The 18362-nt window shown below is 68.7% G+C and carries 21 protein-coding genes and 3 pseudogenes; 8 read left to right on the top strand and 16 right to left on the bottom strand.

Annotated elements, in window-relative coordinates; translation table 11 throughout:
• Nucleotides 1-46: 46 nt before the first annotated feature.
• The 7 genes from OG552_RS27325 to OG552_RS27355 form a co-directional block, all read right to left on the bottom strand.
• Nucleotides 47-493, bottom strand: coding sequence for an NUDIX hydrolase (locus OG552_RS27325; RefSeq protein ID WP_329137332.1), 447 nt, complete (start codon nucleotides 491-493; stop codon nucleotides 47-49).
• A 21-nt stretch (nucleotides 494-514) separates the two neighbouring features.
• On the bottom strand, nucleotides 515-1306 hold the full coding sequence (locus tag OG552_RS27330) for an STM4013/SEN3800 family hydrolase (protein ID WP_329137334.1): 792 nt from the start codon (nucleotides 1304-1306) through the stop codon (nucleotides 515-517).
• Nucleotides 1303-1809 (bottom strand): hypothetical protein, encoded by a 507-nt coding sequence (locus tag OG552_RS27335; protein WP_329137336.1) that lies wholly within the window; start codon nucleotides 1807-1809, stop codon nucleotides 1303-1305. The genes OG552_RS27330 and OG552_RS27335 overlap by 4 nt, the downstream gene beginning before the upstream one ends.
• The gene (locus OG552_RS27340; protein ID WP_329137338.1) at nucleotides 1802-2437 is read right to left on the bottom strand and encodes a dTMP kinase; all 636 of its coding nucleotides are present in this window, start codon (nucleotides 2435-2437) and stop codon (nucleotides 1802-1804) included. The genes OG552_RS27335 and OG552_RS27340 overlap by 8 nt, the downstream gene beginning before the upstream one ends.
• Complete coding sequence (locus OG552_RS27345) at nucleotides 2434-3456, bottom strand: radical SAM protein (RefSeq protein ID WP_329137340.1); 1023 nt, start codon at nucleotides 3454-3456, stop codon at nucleotides 2434-2436. Before OG552_RS27345 ends, OG552_RS27340 begins: the two co-directional genes overlap by 4 nt.
• A gap of 164 nt (nucleotides 3457-3620) precedes the next feature.
• Nucleotides 3621-4238, bottom strand: coding sequence for a DUF6907 domain-containing protein (locus OG552_RS36490; RefSeq protein ID WP_443071201.1), 618 nt, complete (start codon nucleotides 4236-4238; stop codon nucleotides 3621-3623).
• A 12-nt stretch (nucleotides 4239-4250) separates the two neighbouring features.
• Nucleotides 4251-4772, bottom strand: coding sequence for an ATP-binding protein (locus tag OG552_RS27355; RefSeq protein WP_329137343.1), 522 nt, complete (start codon nucleotides 4770-4772; stop codon nucleotides 4251-4253).
• A gap of 229 nt (nucleotides 4773-5001) precedes the next feature.
• Here OG552_RS27355 and OG552_RS27360 point away from each other — a divergent pair, with 229 nt between their 5' ends.
• Nucleotides 5002-5865, top strand: a complete 864-nt coding sequence (locus OG552_RS27360) for a hypothetical protein (RefSeq protein ID WP_329137345.1) — start codon at nucleotides 5002-5004, stop codon at nucleotides 5863-5865.
• Nucleotides 5855-6298, top strand: coding sequence for a hypothetical protein (locus OG552_RS27365; protein ID WP_329137347.1), 444 nt, complete (start codon nucleotides 5855-5857; stop codon nucleotides 6296-6298). The genes OG552_RS27360 and OG552_RS27365 overlap by 11 nt, the downstream gene beginning before the upstream one ends.
• Here OG552_RS27365 and OG552_RS27370 read toward each other — a convergent pair whose 3' ends face one another.
• The 7 genes and pseudogenes from OG552_RS27370 to OG552_RS27390 all read right to left on the bottom strand — a co-directional run.
• On the bottom strand, nucleotides 6299-6832 hold the full coding sequence (locus OG552_RS27370; protein WP_329137349.1) for an NUDIX hydrolase: 534 nt from the start codon (nucleotides 6830-6832) through the stop codon (nucleotides 6299-6301).
• A 631-nt stretch (nucleotides 6833-7463) separates the two neighbouring features.
• Nucleotides 7464-8318 carry a type I-C CRISPR-associated protein Cas7/Csd2 gene (cas7c, locus tag OG552_RS27375; RefSeq protein WP_329137351.1) on the bottom strand — a complete coding sequence of 285 codons (855 nt, stop codon included), beginning with the start codon at nucleotides 8316-8318 and terminating at the stop codon, nucleotides 7464-7466.
• Between the two features lie 32 nt (nucleotides 8319-8350).
• Nucleotides 8351-9496 (bottom strand): type I-C CRISPR-associated protein Cas8c/Csd1, encoded by a 1146-nt coding sequence (locus OG552_RS27380; RefSeq protein ID WP_329137352.1) that lies wholly within the window; start codon nucleotides 9494-9496, stop codon nucleotides 8351-8353.
• Nucleotides 9495-9785: pseudogene (locus tag OG552_RS36495) on the bottom strand (hypothetical protein); the annotation flags it as partial. The pseudogene OG552_RS36495 and the gene OG552_RS27380, both read right to left, overlap by 2 nt.
• A 7-nt stretch (nucleotides 9786-9792) precedes the next feature.
• Nucleotides 9793-10038: pseudogene (locus OG552_RS36500) on the bottom strand (hypothetical protein); the annotation flags it as partial.
• Nucleotides 10038-10184: a hypothetical protein gene (locus OG552_RS27385; protein WP_329141399.1), complete on the bottom strand. Its 147-nt coding sequence runs from the start codon at nucleotides 10182-10184 to the stop codon at nucleotides 10038-10040. The pseudogene OG552_RS36500 and the gene OG552_RS27385, both read right to left, overlap by 1 nt.
• A 109-nt stretch (nucleotides 10185-10293) precedes the next feature.
• Nucleotides 10294-10587: pseudogene (locus OG552_RS27390) on the bottom strand (hypothetical protein); the annotation flags it as partial.
• 776 nt (nucleotides 10588-11363) lie between these two features.
• Here OG552_RS27390 and OG552_RS27395 point away from each other — a divergent pair.
• Complete coding sequence (locus tag OG552_RS27395; protein WP_329131283.1) at nucleotides 11364-12155, top strand: IS5 family transposase; 792 nt, start codon at nucleotides 11364-11366, stop codon at nucleotides 12153-12155.
• On the opposite strand, the gene OG552_RS27400 is transcribed toward OG552_RS27395, so the two are convergent.
• Together OG552_RS27400 and OG552_RS27405 are read right to left on the bottom strand one after the other, a co-directional pair.
• Nucleotides 12112-12615: a hypothetical protein gene (locus OG552_RS27400; protein ID WP_329131284.1), complete on the bottom strand. Its 504-nt coding sequence runs from the start codon at nucleotides 12613-12615 to the stop codon at nucleotides 12112-12114. The two genes, OG552_RS27395 and OG552_RS27400, sit on opposite strands and share 44 nt — an antisense overlap.
• A gap of 111 nt (nucleotides 12616-12726) precedes the next feature.
• A complete protein-coding gene (locus OG552_RS27405) occupies nucleotides 12727-13299 on the bottom strand; it encodes a hypothetical protein (protein WP_329137354.1) in 573 nt (190 codons plus the stop codon).
• 196 nt (nucleotides 13300-13495) lie between these two features.
• Between OG552_RS27405 and OG552_RS27410 the strand changes: the two genes are divergently transcribed.
• The 5 genes from OG552_RS27410 (at nucleotide 13496) to OG552_RS27430 (ending at nucleotide 18209) form a co-directional block, all read left to right on the top strand.
• Nucleotides 13496-14023 (top strand): DUF1453 domain-containing protein, encoded by a 528-nt coding sequence (locus tag OG552_RS27410; RefSeq protein WP_329137356.1) that lies wholly within the window; start codon nucleotides 13496-13498, stop codon nucleotides 14021-14023.
• On the top strand, nucleotides 14020-15174 hold the full coding sequence (locus tag OG552_RS27415) for a sensor histidine kinase (RefSeq protein ID WP_329137358.1): 1155 nt from the start codon (nucleotides 14020-14022) through the stop codon (nucleotides 15172-15174). The genes OG552_RS27410 and OG552_RS27415 overlap by 4 nt, the downstream gene beginning before the upstream one ends.
• 50 nt (nucleotides 15175-15224) lie before the next feature.
• Nucleotides 15225-15854: a response regulator gene (locus tag OG552_RS27420; RefSeq protein ID WP_443071202.1), complete on the top strand. Its 630-nt coding sequence runs from the start codon at nucleotides 15225-15227 to the stop codon at nucleotides 15852-15854.
• 94 nt (nucleotides 15855-15948) lie between these two features.
• A complete protein-coding gene (locus OG552_RS27425) occupies nucleotides 15949-16479 on the top strand; it encodes a DUF485 domain-containing protein (RefSeq protein WP_329137361.1) in 531 nt (176 codons plus the stop codon).
• Between the two features lie 23 nt (nucleotides 16480-16502).
• Nucleotides 16503-18209, top strand: a complete 1707-nt coding sequence (locus OG552_RS27430) for a solute symporter family protein (protein WP_329141178.1) — start codon at nucleotides 16503-16505, stop codon at nucleotides 18207-18209.
• The last annotated feature ends 153 nt before the right edge of the window (nucleotides 18210-18362 follow it).

Consider the following 18362-nt stretch of genomic DNA (forward strand, 5'->3'; position numbering starts at 1 on the left):
GGCCGACGTCCGCTTCACCCTTTCCAAGGTGGCGAGAATTCTGTTCTCAGGGCTGATCGGCTCTGTCGGCGAGGAACAGAGCTAGCGGTCCTGCGGGAAGCAGGAAACGACCTTTTACCGCCGCAGCCAGTGCTTCGTCCATCGGCCACCAGGCGAGTTTGAAGTCCTGCTCGCTGGGGGTGAGTTCCTGGGGGCCGCAGGTGAGGTCGCGGGCTTCGTAGAGGTGGATGCGTGCGGATGAGGCGAGAGTGAGGGCGTAGGAGCCGAGCGGGGTCCAGGTCTCGGCGGTGATGCCGGCTTCTTCGCGCAGCTCGCGGCGTGCGCATTCCTCGTCGGTTTCGCCGGGTTCTTTGCGGCCGCCGGGGAGGAAGAGGTAATCGCCGCCGTGGTGGGGGAAGTGGGCGCTGAGGAGGGCTACGAGTCCGTCGGCATCGCGGGCCACAATGACGGAGGCGTCGCGGGTCAGGCCGCGGTCGGGTGGGACGTCGGTCATACCCCGGGAGGCTAGCGGGGGTCAGCGGACCATCGCGGCGTACGGGACGTTCATCACTACAGGATGGGCGAGGCCGCGGCCGTGGTAACCATCTTCGCCGAAGGCGTCTCCGTGGTCGGCGCACAGGATGATCAGCCAGTGGCGGTTGGCGGTGAGGGTGGTGATCAGGCGGCTGAGGTGGGTGTCGGCGTAGGCAAGGGCGGCCTGTTGAGAGGCGAGGGTGTCCTGGCTGTCGCCGAGGTAGTGGCCGTGGGGGACGTGGGTGGCCGAGACGTTGACGAAGAGATACACCGGCCGGTCCTCGTAGCGGTGGATGACCTCCAGGGCGTGGTTGACTTGGTGGCGAGTGGAGTCAGGTTCAGGTGAGCAGAACTCCGGTCGCCAGTGGTCCTCGTCGAACAGGTCGGGCAGGACCGAGCCGAGCGGCGTCTCGCGGGAGAAGTAGGTGACGCCGCCGATGCAGATGCTGCGGTAGCCGTGCTGGGCGAGGCCGCTGAGGAGGTTGGGGGCGTCGAAGACGAAGGTCTCCGGCGGGACGGTTTTGAACGCGGGTGGTCGGCATTCCCAGAGTCTGGGCGGCTGCTGGGGCTGCGGCAGTTTGGGCAGGAAGCCGGAGAAGAAGGCGATGTGGGCGGGGAGGGTGAAGGTGCCTGGCGTCTGGCGACGTTCCCAGCCTCCGTCGGGGAGCAGCGCCGCGAGTTGAGGGGTCAGGCCGTTGTCGTAAGCGTTGCGAGCGGTGTCATAGCGGAGGGAGTCCAGTGTGACGAACAGGATGCTGGTCCGGCTGCGGATGATCTCGGCTGTGTTTATCATTCGGCGGCCTCCACGGCGGTCGTGGAGCGGTGCTCGATGGCGCCGCGGGCGCTGTCGCTGACGGGGATCGGTACGCGGTCTTCGGCGATCATTCGGCGGATACGGGAGAGCCCCGTGTCCTCTGTCAGCAACTCGCTGTTCGCGTCGTAAAGGCGGATGCGGACCATCGCTGTGGCGTCCGGGTTGCGTGTCGCGGCCAGGTAGGCCCCCGGAAGCGGCTGATAGCGCCGGATAAAGGCGTGGAACGCGTTCTCGGTGATCCCGCTGATGGCGGTGACCCGGCAGGCGTGGTGGTGGGCGTTGACAGCGCCTTTGCACAGTCGGCGGAAGAACTCGGCGGTGACGGGCTGCCCGTCGCTTCCGACGGCCAGCCGGTTGGCGGAGCTGAGGTCGACGAAACAGGCGCCGAGCCACCAGGCGACGCCCTCGTGGATCTCCCCGGGGAAGTGGCCGATCGCGCCTCCGTCGCGGATGACGGCCTCGGTGTCGATGGGGTTAAGCACCTTGGACCTCCAGGTGGGCGATGATCCGGTCAGCCAGGTCTGCCGGGGACTCGTCGCTGGTGTCGAGGGTGATGGCCGTGGGGTCGGAGGCCTGGACGGCCTGGAAGTTGGCCAGGAGGCGGACCAGCCGGCCGGGTACGGCGAACAGGTCGAGGTCGTCTTGCTTGGTGTCGCTCTTGACCGCGAGGCGTTGCCGCAGGGCGGCTTCGGAGCAGGTCAGGTAGAAGGTGCGGGTGGGGGTCTCCAGGTAGGGCCGGAAGGGTTCGAGGAGTTGGGTGACCTCCTCGACGGCAACCTCGTGAACGGCGGCGTGGCAGGCGATGACGGAGGAGGCATAGCGGTCGGCGACGACGGGGCCGACTGTCCGGGCGACGCGGACCGAGTCGGCAGTGTGCAGCAGGCCTGAGAGGTAGAAGCCGAACTGCGGCAGGGCGCGGAGTCGCTGGTTCACCGTGGGGGACCAGTCGGTGTGGGGAGCGGTGAGGGTGTGCAGCGACGTCCCGTGCAGACGCTTGTCCAGGGCGCGGACGAGCGTCGACTTCCCGATGCCGGACACGCCTTCCAGGACGATGAAGGGATGCGGCGGGCCGTCGAACTGAACCGGACGGTACGGAGCGGGCAGGCTCACAGGATTCCTTCCGTGAAGGCCGCCGTGTGGCCGGCGACCGCCTGGGCGAGCCGGGTCGGGTCGGCGATCAGGTCGTTCACATCGAGCCGCAGGTCGTCGCGGAGCAGGCAGGGCTGCACGCCGCCGGCATGGTCGACCCGCAGTGCCCAGAAGCCCTCGACACACTGGAGGCGCACGGGGCAGGTTCCGCACTGGCCGACGTGGTGGCGGCCGAGATCGCGGTGGATGACGTCGATCTCCACGCCGTCGACGCGGAAGACCCTGCGTCCCTGGCCGACGCCGGCGACCTCGATGTGCTCGTCGCTGGTCAGGGTCCGCAGGTGCGCGATGATCTCGTCGGCCGGCACCGCGGAAGCAGCGCGGCCCTCGTTGAAGTCGGTGCCCACCAGTTCGATGAACTGCACGGGCAGTCGGCGCTCCAGCGCGTAGTCCAGGATCTGCCGGACCTCGTGCGCGTTCTCCTTCTGCAGGAGCGTGTTCAGCTCGACCCGTTCGAAGATGTCCCGGGCTACGTCGATGCCGTCCAGGACCGTGTCGATCCCGATGCGGGTTCCGGCGATGGCCCACAGTGAGGCGTCGGAGAAGTAGTGCAGGGAGACCTTCACCTTGTCCAGGTGCGTCCCGGCCAGCCACGAGCGGTGGGTTCGGATCCGGGTGCCATTGGTGATCAGCGTGTACGAGGTGTCCGGGCTGGGCTCGGGCAGCCGTTCCAGGACCGGTCGCGCCATTGGCGAAGTCAGTGGTTCACCGCCGGTGAAGTACACACGCTTCAGGCCGGCGTTCGTGAGGGAGTTGATGAGGGCGAGGTAGGCGTCGGCGTCGAGCTGCCGGACGCGCGGCTGCTGGGACCGGTCCTGGCGTGTCAAAGGTGGCGGCACGTCGCCCTCGTTGTGGCAGAACCAGCAGGCGATGTTGCAGCGCGGGGAGAAGGAGACACGGAGTTGACCGCGGAGCGCGGCGAAGTTGTGCAGGGCGGTCCAGTCGACTTGGTCGGCTGCTAACGCTGGCTTATTTTGCATTCCTACCTCCAGGATGGGAGCGGACAGGCAGGGACTCCGTGCGGCGGTCCGGCGTGGTAAGTCGCTTGGCGAGCGGGACCTGGCTAAGCGGCGGGTCTGTGCGAACCGAGATGTCGATGCACAGCTCGTTCGGAACGGGACGTCCTATCCGGGGCCGAGGGCTATCAATCCGCGTGGTGGGCGGCCCAGTCCTTGCGGGCGGCGATGAGTGCGGGGTGTATTTCCTGTTCGAGTCGGTCTGCCTGGGCGTGCAACTGCGCGGCAATGGTCATGAGTCCTTGCGGGTCGAGGCCGAGAATCCAGTGGTCAAGACAGACTTGGATGTTGACGACGGGTACTCGCAGGGCGGGGTCCTGGACGTAGGGGTTGCAGTCGATGGTTCCCTCGAAGACGGTGTCTTCCTCGGCCTTGCCTTTCGCGTCCGGGGCCAGGACGGTCATGGTCTGGCCCGCGAAGAAGTTCCGGTGGCTGATATCGGCCAGCCGTACGGACAGCAGGTCGAGCGGCACGTCGACCTCGCTCGGGTCGTCCTCCGCCCAGACGGGGAGATAGCCGGACGTCGTAGAACCGCTCTCGGTGGTGATCGTCCACGTACCCGGCGTACTCCACGATGCCCGCTGCGTAGGGCGTTCTGCGACGGTGCTGGGGTGCGGTGGGATGTCGGTCTCCTTCGTCTTGTGGTGCTTGATGTTGTTGACAGGCGGGCTGGCGCGATGGCGCGTGGGGAAAGCCGCAGCCGCCGCGGTGGGTAGGAGCGCGGTTCGGTCAGGGTCCGGCCGGATCTGCCGAGAGGATCAGGAGAACTGGTGCGGCTGGCGCGGGTCTCCGGGCTGGCTCGCGGACGAGGTGAAGGGAAGTGCGGAGCTGACCTGGGCGGTCGATCGCCGGCTGCGCGTCGGAGCCGTCGTATCGCGCGGGCCGACTTCGAACCAGACGACTTTTCCGGTCGGACCCGCCTTGCTACCCCAATCGGCCGCCAGGGAATCAACGAGGTACAGCCCGCGTCCCGTCTCCTGTTCCTGACCGAAGTCCGCCGGCTCTGGCAGACGGGGGTCGACGTCGGTCACCTCGACCCGCACCCGGTCTCCCGTCCAGTGCACATACACCGCGCAGGGTGAGCCCGTGTGCTTGACAGCATTCGCGACGACCTCGCCGGTCAGTAACTCCACGTCGTGCAAGGCGTCCTCGGGGATGCCCGGTCGCCATCCACCCACCACCGCGACGACCCGCCTTCGCGCGTCGGACACTGCCTCCGGAACAGGAAGCACCCGAAATCCGAAGGGCGCCGACTTGGCATCCGAGGTGGTGGCTGACATTGCTGAGGACCTTTCGCCAGGCGGTAGATGCTGTGCCATGTCGTTGAGTCAGCGCAGCACCGCACTTCAGTTGCTTCCTCCGGAGACGGGCTCCTGGAGGAATCTCAGACTCTCCCGGCGGTCCGTTCGGGGATAAGGCCCGCGTGGATACCCACGGTGGGTAAACTCGCGTGCAGTGATCTCGTGTGACGGTGAGCGAGCACCTTCCGGGTACGAGGGGGCGCCGGACATGACCGAACCAGCACCGGTCAGCCTGCCTATACGCCTGTTGGCGGATCCCGAGATGATCGCCGCCTGCGGGGCGAGGGACTTCGCGAAGATCTTCGGCTTGGCGAAGGCAAGGGGCGGATTTCACGCCTCGCGGATCGCCCGCCTCTGCGAGCTCACGCCGAGCAGAGTGGGCGAAATCATCGCCGGCCGTCGCACGATCGCGAACATGAGCGTGATCGAGCGCGTCGCGGACGGGCTACGAATTCCAGGCCACATGCTCGGCCTCGCGACGCGAGCCTGGGAACAACCCACCCCAAGGCCACATCGGCCCAAGCCGACGGCCGTTCAGGACACTTCTCGGTCCCTCCCGGAGCCCGCAGAGAACCTGGACAGCATTCTCGCCATCGCCGCGGGAACCAAGGTCACCCCGAGCACCCTCCGATCTCTGCAAACCTCGATCGAGGACTACTGGCGACGAGACGACCAGCATGGCGGCGAGGCTCTGCGGCCGGCGGTGATCGGCCAACTCCGATACGTCATGGGGATACTCGCCAACAGCACAGACCCGAATCATCGGCGCAGCCTCCACGGCATCGCTGCTGAACTCGCACGATTGACCGGATGGACGTTCTTCGATGCCCGTCAGTACAGCACGGCCAGGGCGTACTTCACCCAGTCCCTCCGCCTGGCTCGCGCCATCGACGACCATCCCTTCGTCGCCAACGTTCTCGCCTGTCTGAGCCTCCAGGCCACCTACCAGGACCGGGCCGGGGAGGCCGTCACGTTGGCACGGACCGCGCAGGATGTCGCCCGCTACGGCGGCGGCACCCCGCGGCTGATGGCGATGCTTTCCATCCGGGAGGCATTCGGGCATGCCACATGACCGACCAGCGACCCACACTGCCATCGCCGATGCGCAGCGCCACTTCGGACGAGTCGAGCCGACAGACGAAGACCCGCCGTGGGTTCGTTACTTCGACCAGACCAAGCTCACGGTGGACATGGGCATCGCCCTCGGGCAACTCGGCGACGCGGACGCCGCCGAGCCACTGATCGCTCAGGCCCTGCGCGGCGAGCCGGAGACGAACCTGCGCGGCCGGGCCTTCCATTCCTTCTGGCTGGCCAGAACCCAGTTGCAGCGAGGCCAAGTCGAGGCAGCTTGCGTGACAGCAAGCGATGCTTTGAACCTGTCCACGACGGTCGACTCGCCTCGTGTGACCGCGCACTGGCAGGAGTTCCGCCACCTGCTCACGCCGTTTCGCTCGTCGCGGCCGGTCGCGAAGCTGGACGCGCGGCTGCTGCAGGCGGCGGGCTGACTACAGGCCGGCCTCGTCCAGCAGCAGGTACAGCACACCAACCAGCGAACCGCTGCTGACGATCTCGCGGCGGTCAATCATGCCGCGCAGTTCGGACAACGGGATCCACTCAAGCCGGTCGGACTCGTTGAGTTCCGTCGGCGGGCCCGCGTAGTCGACTGCGTTGGCACGGAAGACAAAGTGCTCGGAGTCGGTGATGCCATTGGCCGGCTGGGCGTAGATCAGCGGCGTCATCTCGCCGGTACGCCAGCCAGTCTCCTCCAGCACCTCCCGAGCCGCAGCCTCGGCCGGGGTCTCGCCGGGCTCTATCAGCCCCATGGGCAGCTCCCAGGCCCACGAGTCCGTGATGAAGCGATGCCGCCACATCATCAGCACCTGCTTCTCGCTGTTCATCACGGCCGCCACCGCCAGGTGCCGCAGCTTGAGAACGTGGTGCTCCCAGCGGTGCCCGTCCGGCTGCTCGACGTCCACCAACCACACGTTCACCCAGGGGTTCTCGTAGATCGGACGTTCCCCATGGATCTTCCACTGCATCGCTGCGGCCCCTCTCGACGAGGCTCAGCATCTCAGACGAGGGACCGGCACGGGCCGTTGAGACCATTAGTGTCAGGGCGACGAATAGCGGAGCAGGAACCTGTGAAAGGCATATGAAGTTGCCGCATCACGAGCCGATGCGGTATTGGTCCTCCTTCGGCCTGCAAGGCGGCCGACGCACAACGGAGACCTCGCGACCTCCAATCATCTCGAAGCGATCATCCGTCGTCCTGCAGTGTGACGCATGACGCGGGGCGGCACGGTTCGCGTCCCTCGCGCTCTCAGTTGTGATGCTCCGCTGCCCCGGAGGACGACAGCCACTCACGAGAGCAGCGTCCACGGTCACGAAGACCCGGGTGTTGCGACGCTCCGCCGCCCTGGAGAGCGGCGGCAACCCCGGGGTCGAGGGTACCCGTGGCCGGGACCTTCAGGCGGTTGCGATTCTCCGCGTCCCAAGGAGAGTCCATCTCCTGTTCTGCCGCGGCGCTCGCCAGCTGAGCATGAAGTTGCGACCTTCCCGCTGGCCCGTAGGACGCCAGATACTCCGTGAGTATGTGGCTGTGCAGCCCCCGATCCCGGGTCGCGATCCTCCGCTTCATTGGGGAGATGGCTGTTTTTCGTTCCGGCCCGGTTAGCCGAGGACGCGGGTGAGGGCGATGCCGTCGGGGAGGTCGGTGTCGTTGATCTCGGTGGTGTAGTCGTCGTAGGAACGGGCGGTGGGACTGCCGGTGGGTTTGACGTGGATGCGGTTGAATAGTTGGTGGGCGGGGTCTTTGCCGTAGGCGTCGTCGTGGGTGAAGACGTAGAGGCCGCGGAGGGTCATTTCGCCGCGGCTGGAGGCGCGGTCGTGTTCGAGCATGAGGGTGAAGGCGCGCCAGAAGACAGCCAGGTCGTCGGTGGTGACGCCGGTGCGTTTGGCGAGGGGGGCAGAGAAGTGGCCGGTGCCGAGGTAGAGGCCGTAGGGGACGATGTGCTTGCTGCCCATCTCGGTTTCTTTGGTCTTGAGGTCTTCGGCGCGGGTGGGCGTGACGCGGGTGATCCCGATTTCCTGAGGGGTGATGGGGTCGATGGAGCGGGAGAAGCTGATCTGGACCGGTCCCTGGAAGCGGCCGGCGGTTTTGTCCCTCTTGCCGGTGGTCATGACGGCGCCGAACATGCGGACGTCAAAGAAGTTTTGGCACATCCGGGTGCGGGCGGTAGCGGCGTCGGTCGCCTTGCCGTCGGTGTAAGCACGTTCGTGCTGCGCGTTGAGGGCGACGCCGGATTCGACGTAGATCTCGTAACCGGGCACGCCTTCCTTGATCGGGGAGGTGGTGTTGCGGATCTTGCGCTTGATGGCGACGTCAGTGATGAGTCCCTGCATGCTGACGGGGTCAATGCGGGGCATTCCGCCGGCGTCGGGGTCGCCGTTGGGGTTGCCGTCCCGGACATCGATGAGGAAGACGAAGTCGTGTTTCCTGGCCGGGTCGAGGCGCGGTTCGGTCATGGTGGTTCTCCTGGTGGGTTGGGCGGCGGGTGTCAGTTGGCGGGAGCGTCAAGGACGAGGTCGGCGTCGTCTTCGACGGCGTCGCCGGCTTCTCGGGCGGCTTTGGCGGCGCTGGCGCGGGCGAAGTCGTCGGCGCGTTGGTGTTCATAGCCCAGGACGAACGCACCCTGCTGCGGGAGCGGCAGGACGGCGGGGATGTCGTCACCGAGGAGGCTGAAGATCGTGCCGAGCTTGCGTTCGAGTGCGGTGGCGGTGCCGGGCCGTTTGCGGCGGATCTGGCCGAGGTGGTTGTTGGCGCCGACGCGGAGGTTGGGCAGAACGGAGCCGGAGCTGGTCATGACGGTGCCGAAGTACTTGTCGCGAATAGTGGCGTTGACCTTGCGGTCGGCGATCTTGCCTGCGGTGTACTGGATGCTTTCCAGGGCGGCGAACAGGCGTCCGCAGACGTAGCCGGGATTCGTGTTGTCGGGATTCAAACCGGGCATGGCCAAGTCCTCCAGGGCGTGGGTGCGGGTCAGCGTGAGTCGCAGGAGGGCGGTTCGGGCGGTGTCGGGGTGCTGGTCGGCGCGGACGCGCTGCAGCAGGCGGGGCAGGATCCAGGCCGGCGGGGGTGTGCCGTGCAGGGCTGTGGCGTACAGCGCGGCTTCGAGGCCGAACGGAATAGTCGCGGGGATGTACTTGTCGCTCCGCCGGTCCCAGCGGGCGGCGGCCAGGCACAGGCGCCAGACGGAGAAGACTCGGTCTTCGTTGCGCCAGCCGTCGTGGATGCGGTGGTCGTCGAACCATTGGCCGAGGCGGATCTTGACCTCGGGCAGGGGTACGTCGATCCAGTCATTGACGGCGGCACGGCCTGCGTTGAGCCCGAGGGACAGGGCGTGGAAGTCATTGGCGTCGGTCTGGCGGACCGGATGTTCCTTTGCGGTGCGGGCGGCGTCCATGAGTTCGGCGACCTGCTGGGGGTCGGGGCCGTCTAGCTGCTGCATCCAGCCGGTGTTGGCCGGTTTGCGAGTCCACCACAGGGTGACGAAGTCCGCGCCGCGGTGACGGTGGCGGGGGCCGATGAGCAAGGTGACGATCGCGGTTCCGTTGACGTCGCCGCCCGCGGGGATGGCGCCCTTGCGGATGGGTGTCCAGCAGCAGGCCCTGGGCGCCGCACACCAGGCAGGTACCGGTCCCACTGCGGCCGGTCTTCAGGCCCCGCACGTGCTCGGCCCAGAAGCCGGAGACTGATTCCTGCTCGTGCGCCCAGCGCCCGTCGATAGTGAACGCCATCAGGTCCCCGGCGTTCAGATCCTTGGGCAGCGGCGGCGGGGTGCGCAGGAAGTTCAGGACGGCTTCGGCTGTGGGGTCGCCGGGGACAGTGGCTGCCCACTGCTCGGTCAGTGCGAGGAATGCGGCCTTGTACTTGGTTGCCTTGGCGGCGTCCTTCGCGGAGACCTCGCCAGTCGCGGGATCCTTGCGGGGCACTTCCGAGGACGTACTCGGCGGTGTCCGCCAGGAGGAGGGGCGTTACGGCCCTGGTGCGGTGGACGTGAGGGGCGGGGCGGAGGACGCCGCGGTCCTGGGGTTCGCCCTTGGCGGCCCGCGGGGGGCGGATGTTGTCCAGGGACACGCCACGCTCGTGCAGGGTGACTTTCCAAGCGATCTGCTTGTGCCGGTAGTAGGCAGGCGGCGCGTCGGTGCGCCGGGCGTTGTACGCGACGAGGCGGTGCAGGAGCATCAGGCCCCCTTGCGCCAGGACGCCTTCGGCATGTCGACGTCGTCGGGGCCCAGCGGCTTCCCGACTTCAAGCACACCGTGTTGCAGACGGGCGTTGAACCAGCGGTAGCGCTCGCCCTCGTCGGTGTATTCGATCGAGTGGAGCATCACCCCCCAGCTCGTCGTTGCGGTCGATCGGGCGCCCTTCCACCGGCGCCGAGCCCGTCGGCCCGAAGTAACCCGCGAACTCACGCGTGCCGAGGAAGGGCTGGGAGAAGCACTGGCCGCGCTCGACGCGGCGGCGGAACTGGGCACGGTACTTCGCGGCCGGGGCGCCAGCGTCAGGGGCCAGTTTCATCTGGGTGTGCACGCGGTAGGCGACGTCTTTGAGGGTCATGGTGTTGCGCTGGTCCCGGTCGGTCTCGACGTCGTACCTCAGGGCGCGGTCGGCTTGCAGCCGGCGGATCTGGTCGAGGATCGCAACAGCGGTGCTGGGTACTCGCGCAGCGCGAGCGGCAGCGTGGCCACCGCTTTCCGGGGCGGCGGGATCACAATTCCCGGATCGCCCCATCCCTGACCAATGGACGCGGGGCCGGTGGCCCCAGTCCGCAAACGGTCCGCAGGACAGGGGAAAACGGCCGTCGGGGGCCAACGCCACCCGTCGGAGAAACGCCAGGTCAGCGCGCAAGTAGCCGCTCCGCCGCAGGTCAGAAGGTTGCCTGATTGGTTCATCACCAACTCGGCGGCGACGCTGGACCGGGCGCGGATCGACGTGTGATTTCCGCCAGGGCGCGGTGCGGGACCGCTTCGGAGGGCCCGCACCCGCTGGTGTGAGCTCGGGGAGGCGCAGCTGTTCCGCCGTGGCCCGCGCCGCTGACGGCGGGCGGACACGTGGAGGCTCCCCCTCTCCTGGGCTCCGGCGCGACAGTTCTCACGGCGCTCCGTGATCAAGCAGACGGTGACCGGTGGTGGGATGCGTGGTAGTGGTCCACGTATGCGCGTTGCTCTTTGTCGAGGGACGGTCCGTCCTCGCTCTCGAAGGCTTCGTCGATGCGGGCTTCGATCCAGAAGCGGTAAGTTGCTGTTGTCGTTCCGGCCTTGGGGAGTGGGCTTCGAACCGGGGTTCCCGTTTGGGTGGTGACGGCATGGTCGGTGCATAAGGGTGGGGCCTTCTGAACAGTTCGATGGTGTCGAATCAACGAACAACGTCAGGAGGCCCCGGTGTTGGAGTGTTCCGTGTCGATGGCTGGGCCGTCCAGTTCGGTCACTCCGGGGTGTGACTGCCTGGCACACCGGTTCGGAAACGCCGCCGACAACGGGGCCCGGCAGCCGCGTTATCCGTCGGACATGACGGACGAGGAGTGGAAGGTGGTCCGGCCGTTGCTGCCGGTGCCGGGCTGGATGCGGGGCCGCGGCGGGCAGCCGGAGGCGTATTGCCACCGGGCCATACTGGACGCGGTCCGGTATCTGGTCGACAACGGAATCAAGTGGCGCGCGATGCCGGCCGATTTCCCGCCGTGGGACCGGGTCTACGCGTTCTTCCGCCGCTGGCGCGACCGCGGCCTGATCGGGGAGTTCCACGACCGGCTGCGCGACCGGGTCCGCACCCGTGCCGGGCGGGACATCGAGCCGACGGCCGCCGTGATCGACTCCCAGTCGGTCAAGGCCGACGCCGTGGTGGGCTCGGACAGCCGCGGCTTCGACGGCGGGAAGCTGATCAACGGCCGCAAAAGGCACCTGGTGGTCGACAGTCTCGGGCTGCTGCTGGGCGTGATGGTCACCGCTGCGGACGTCGGAGACCGCACCGCCGCGAAGGTCCTGCTCCAGCGGGTGGCCGAGGCGCATCACCGTCTGGTCCTGGTCTGGGCAGACGGCGGATACACCGGCAGCCTCGTCGAGCACTGCCTGGCCGTCCTCGCGCTGGTCCTGCAGGTCGTCAAACGCAGCGACGACCAGAAGGGTTTCGTGGTCCTGCCCAAGCGGTGGATCGTTGAGCGCACCAACGCCTGGCTGATGCGCACCCGCCGGCTGGCACGCGACTACGAACGCCGCACCACCAGCGCGGAGGCGATCGTCTACTGGTCGATGACCCTGCTCATGACCCGCCGACTGGCCCGGCCACACCCTTCGCCAGCGTGAACTGGCCCGGTGAGGGCTCGGTCAGCCATCCCCGCGCGACCAGGCGTTTCGCCTTCGCCCGCAAGGCCTCCACCCGCGCCGGCACCACGTCCATCCCGAACACCGCGGCCATCTCCTGGCAAGTCAAGGGCCCTTGATGAAGCCGGGACCGGTCGGCGAGTGCCTGCACGATCCGCTGGTAGTCCACCGACAGGACCGAACAGGCAAGCCCTTCGCGCCACACAGGCACCTGTGACCTCGATTGCACCGCATCCCGCGAGCTTTGGGAGGCTTCCGCCTGGTCATCGCCGCCGGAAGCCAGCACCGCGTCGACTCGCCTGCGGGCGACCGACCACTCCTGCCATTCCTGCTCGGCCTCGGCCAGCTCGGCCTGGATCCGATCAGCCTCCTCCCGCAGCCCGTCGACCCGACGACGAGCAGCAACCTCGTGCTGTTCCAGCAGTCCGACAACCGACGGCATCCCGGCCTCCCCAGCGAGCGACAACCCGACAGGCCACACCTCCCACCGAACTACCCAACCCATGCCTGACCAGTGAAAACGCCGCCCTCAAATTCGGAACGACAACAGCGACTAAGCCCACTCCTCGAAGGTGGCAGCGCAGTACTGGAGAGCGGCCAACTGCTCCTCCCTGTCGTCGATATCGCTGTCCCCGCGGAAAGCGCCACCACTGACGTGGGCCTCGTACTCGTACCCGTACTCAAGATGAGAGTGCACCACGAAGGCCGGACTGCCGGGCCGCAGGTAGAGGTACCAGAGAACGCAGTCCTGCTGGTCGCGGAAGAAGCGAACGAGGAAGGCGCCGGGCTCGACCGGGCTGGGTATCGGCTCGGAAAGGCTGCTCCAACAGCTCGTCGGCGCGTTGTCCTCCAGTGCGTCCGGGAGGTTCTCCGAGGCGTAGAAAGCCAGGAAGTCTGCAGGGAGCGACAGCCCCCTCCTGTCCAACTGCTCAGTCAGCGTTCGAAGTTCCCCGGCGTTGCGCGCAGAGATTCCGGTGCTTCCCCCGAGCCACTCGAAGGTCCCCTGGAAAAGTCGTGTGTCCAGGGGAGGCAAGGAATCGTAGGAGGAGCGGACGTAGCCGCCGGAAGGGGAACGATGACCCCCCAGGTCACTTCCGCACCAGCTGGCCGCGAAGTTGATGCTCATCTCGTGAAGGGTATCCGGGCGAATCCGCCGTTTGTTCAACGGAATTCGGGCCGGCGCCGGGTCGGCCCGGTGGCCGGTCGGGTCCGCGCGGAGTCGGGCCGGAGCCGTCGGCCCTGGCGGCTCCACCTGGGGGTGGAGAGAAGGTTTCCACCCCTGGCTTGATCCTTTGACCTGCGTGTTTCCGTAGATTCAAAACGTGGGCAGCACACCCGCCCACTCCCGAATCCATCTCTCGGAGGCGTCCGTCATGTCCGGTCTGGTCAATGCCGTGGTGATCGTCGCGGTCATCGGCATCGTGATCGCCCGCCAGCTCCGGCCCCGCCAGGTCGGCAGCGGCCGCTGGTGGCTGATTCCGGGCGTGCTGATCGTGCTCGCGGTGCGGGACGGCGGCCTCATAGACGCGCACCACCCGGACGCGGCGGCAGCACTCTTCGTCGCGGAACTGGTCGTCGGCCTCGCCATGGGCGTGGTGTGGGCGACCACCACCCGGATGTGGACCAAGCCGGACGGCACGGTGTGGGCTCAGGGCACCAAGGCCACCCTCGCCGTCTGGGTGCTGGGCATAGCCGTGCGGGTCGGGCTGTACGCGATCGCCGCCGCGGAGGACGTCCACCAGAGTTCCGGGTCGGTGCTGCTCGCGGTCGCCGTCACCCTGCTGATACGCACCGGGGTGCTAATCCGTCGGGCCCGGAGTCTGGAGCCGTCGTACCGTACGGTCTCATGAACAGCTGGACGGCCTGGCCGCTGCAGGAGGCGCTCTCCCGGGAGGGCCGGCCCGCCGCCCGGCGCTCGCTCGGCCGCGGGGTACGGCTCGTGCTGTTCGGCGGCGCGACATGGTGGATCGTCGCCAAGGGCGGGCTCAACTCCTGGCAGACCGCCCTCGCGGTGCTGGGGCTGGCGGTCGGGTACGCCATGCTCCGGGCCTACTTCCGGGTCACCCTGCACCACCGGCTGTGGCCCGCGGTCGGGCTGATCGCGCTGCTGATCGCCGGGGGTGGCCTCGCCCACCTGCTGGACACCCCGGTCGGCGGGGTCGTGGTGTGGTGCGGCTGCGCGGTGGTGTCCGTCGAACGGCTGCCGCTGGCCGCAGGGGCGCCGCTGGCCGCGGTGTCGCTGACCGCCTTCGTGGCGCTGGACGGTGGGGACAAGCCGCTGAGCGCCATCCTGACGTCGCTGGGGCTGTTGCTGGCCGGGTATGTCGTGCGGCTCGACGCCGACGCGCGGGGGCAGACCCAGCGTCTGCTGGCGCAGGAGCGGGCGGCGCGGTTGGCCGAGGCGGAGTCGGCCGCGCTGGGCGAGCGCGCGCGGATCGCCCGGGAGATCCATGACGTGCTGGCGCACAGCCTGTCCGCGCAGACGGTGCACCTGGAGGCGACGAGGCTGCTGATCGAGCGGGGTGCGGACCGGGAGCTGGTGCTGGAGCGGGTTGTCGCGGCCCGGCGGATGGCCCGTGAGGGGCTCGCCGAGACACGGCAGGCGCTCTCCGCGCTGCGGGGCGAGATGGCGCCGGTGGAGGAGTTCCTCCGGGAACTGGTGGCTTCGGAGGGGGCGCGGTTGGAGGTGACGGGGGAGTCGCGCAGGCTGCCGGCCGAGGCCGGGCTCGCGGTGCGGCGGGTGGCGCAGGAGGCGATGACGAATGTGCGTAAGCACGCGCCGGGGGCGAAGGTCGCGCTGCGGCTGGAGTACCGGCCGCGGGAGGTCGAGCTGGAGTTCAGGGACTACGGGGGAAGAACGCCTGTGGACAACTCTCTGGGGGCATCCGGATCGGGCTACGGTCTTCGGGGGATGCGGGAGCGCGCCGAGCTGCTGGGCGGCGCGCTGGACGCCGGACCGGCCGAGGAGGGCTTCGTGGTGCGCTTGCGGGTTCCCGCGTGACGCGGGTGGTGGTCGCGGACGACCAGACGGTGGTGCGCGAAGGGATCGTGATGTTGCTGGGGCTGCTGCCCGGCATCGAGGTGGTCGGGGCGGCGGCGGACGGGGAGGAGGCGGTGCGGCTGGTGGCGGAACAGCGGCCGGAGGTGGTGCTGATGGACCTGCGGATGCCGCGCTGCGACGGGGTGGAGGCCACCCGTCGGATCCGTTCGGAGTTCCCGGGCACGCAGGTGGTGGTGCTGACCACCTTCGAGGACGACGATTCGCTCTTCCCGGCGCTGCGGGCCGGGGCGCGGGGATATCTGACGAAAGACGCGGGAGGGGAGGAGATCGCCCGGGCGATCGCCGAAGTGACGGCCGGGCGGGCGGGGTTGTCGCCCGCGGTGCAGAGCAGGGTGCTGGACGCGTGGGCGGCGGCGGGGCCGGGGGGCCCGACCGGTCGGGAGGGCGCCGGAGGAGACGGCGGCCGGCGGGCGCGGGGCGAACTGCCGGACGGGCTGACCGCGCGGGAGGCGGAGGTGCTGGCGCTGGTGGCGGAGGGCTTGTCCAACACGGAGATCGCCGCCCGCCTGCACGTGAGCATGGCGACCGTGAAGACCCACATCAACAATCTGTTCGCCAAGACCGGAGTACGGGATCGCGCTCAGGCTGTCGGATATGCATACCGGCACGGCATCACCTGATGAGGTGAAGGTTTCTCCTTGTTGCTGCTGGATCTTCCCGCTCTGTCCATGATTGGGCGCACGGCCGATCGGCCGGTGGAACGAGGAGAGTTCGGTGGACAAGCACGACGGGGGTGACCCGACGGTGCTGCGGGTGGACGATCCCTGGCAGAACGCCGGAGCGGCCGGCCTGTGGGTGCCGGACCAGCAGGCCCCCGAGACGCCCGGGTGGACCGAACAGGTCGAGCCGGGCGGGGGAGAGGGTCCGCAGACCGACGGTGCCGGGACGGAGTACGCGGAGCCCGTGGTGGGCGCCGACCGGGCGGCGGTCTATCTGGAAGTGCAGGGCAGCGCGGAGTTCCGGGCAGTACGGGACCGGTACCGGAAGTTCGTCTTTCCGGCGGTGGTCGGCTTTGTGGCCTGGTACCTGCTGTATGTCGTGCTGGCGACCACCGCGCCCGGGCTGATGGCGCACCCGGTGGCCGGTGAGCTGAATGTGGCGCTGGTCGCGGGGCTGGCGCAGTTCGCCAGCACCTTCGCCCTCACGTGGGCCTATGCGCGGCACGCGCGGCTGCGCAGGGACCGGGCGGCGCTCGATCTGCGGTGGACGCTGGCCACCAGGACCGGACAGGAGCGGGTGCGGTGACCGGGACGGCACATCTGGCGGACGTGGCCGGGGAACACCAGGGCCTGGCGATTGTGCTGTTCACGCTCTTCGTGTCGGTGACGCTGGCGATCACCGCGTGGGCGGGGCGGCGGCGGAGCTCTTCGGTGGAGTTCTTCGCCGGCGGGCGGCTCTTCTCACCGATGGAGAACGGGCTGGCGATCGCCGGGGACTACATGTCGGCGGCGTCGTTCCTCGGTATCTCCGGGCTGATCGCGCTCTTCGGCTACGACGGCTTGCTCTACTCGGTGGGCTTCTTCGTGGCCTGGCTGGTCGTGTTGATGCTGGTCGCGGAGCTGGTGCGCAACTGCGGGCGGTACACCATGGCCGACGTGCTCTCCGCGCGGATGCGGCAGCGGCCGGTCCGGATCGCGGCCGGCACCGCATCGGTGACCGTCTCGATCCTCTATCTGGTGGCCCAGATGGTGGGCGCCGGCAGCCTGGTGGGGCTGCTGCTCGGCGGCGGCCAGGGGACCGCGGTACGCACCTGGACGGTGATCGGGGTCGGCGCGCTGATGGTGTTCTACGTGTCCTTCGGCGGGATGCGGGCCACCACCTGGATCCAGATCGTCAAGACGGTGCTGCTGATGGGCGGCACGATCGCGCTGACCGTGATGGTGCTGGTGCGTTTCCACGGCGACTTCGGGGACCTGCTGCGGTCGGCGGCGAACGGCAGTGGGCAGGGGAACGCGTTTCTGGCGCCCGGGCTGAAGTACGGGGCGAACGCGACCTCGCGGCTGGACTTCATCAGCCTCGGCGTCGCGCTGGTGCTCGGGACGGCCGGCCTGCCGCACATCCTGTCGCGCTTCTACACGGTGCCGACCGCCCGTTCGGCGCGGCGGTCGGTGGTCTGGGCGATCGGGCTGATCGGCGTCTTCTACCTGATGACGATCGTGCTGGGCTTCGGCGCCGCGGCAGTGGTCGGCTCGGACACGGTCCGGGACTCCAACGCGGCCGGGAACACCGCGGTCCCGCTGCTCGCCGAGATCCTCGGCGGCGGCAGCGGCACCACCGGGGGCACGGTGCTCTTCGCGGTGGTGGGCGCGGTGGCCTTCGCGACAATCCTCGCCGTGGTGGCCGGCATCACCTTGTCCTCCTCGGCCTCGGTCGCGCACGACCTCTACGCCTCCTGGCGGCGACCGCCCACCCAGGGCAGGCACGGCCGGCGGCGGACCGCGAAGACCGCACCGGCAGCCCCGGCCGACCCCGCCAACCCCGCCAACCCGTCCGTCCCGGTTCAACAGGCCGGGACCGACGGGGAGATGGAGCAGCAGGAGGTGCGGGTGGCCCGGTTCGCCGCCGTCGGCATCGGCACGGTGGCGATCGGGCTCAGCCTCTTCGCACAGGACCAGAACATCGCGTTCCTGGTCGGCCTGGCCTTCGCGGTGGCGGCGTCGGCGAATCTGCCCGCGCTGCTGTACTCGCTGTTCTGGCACCGTTTCACCACCCGGGGCGCGGTCTGGTCGATCTACGGCGGCCTCGTACCGGCGCTGGTGCTGGTGGTGCTGTCGCCGGTGATGTCCGGGCGGCCCGACGCCCTCTTCCCCGGGGTGGACTTCCACCTCTTCCCGCTGGAGAACCCCGGCCTGGTCTCCATCCCGCTGGGCTTCCTGGCCGGCTGGCTCGGCACCGTGCTGTCGCCGGAGCCGGCCGATGAGGGCAAATTCGCCGAGACGGAGGTGCGTTCGCTCACCGGAGCCGGCGCCGCCTGAGCCAGGCGGACCCATCTGACCCGCCCGGCGGACCTGCCGGGCACCCGGCCGGAGGCTCCAGGTGCTTGAGGTAGCGCTCGCGGTGGAGCGGCTCAACCCGGCCCGCTCGGTCACCTCCGGGGCGCTGAGCGTTCACCACCGAGTCCGTGCAGA

Origin of the sequence: Streptomyces sp. NBC_01476, from assembly GCF_036227265.1 — a bacterium.
In the GTDB taxonomy this organism is placed as follows: domain Bacteria; phylum Actinomycetota; class Actinomycetes; order Streptomycetales; family Streptomycetaceae; genus Actinacidiphila.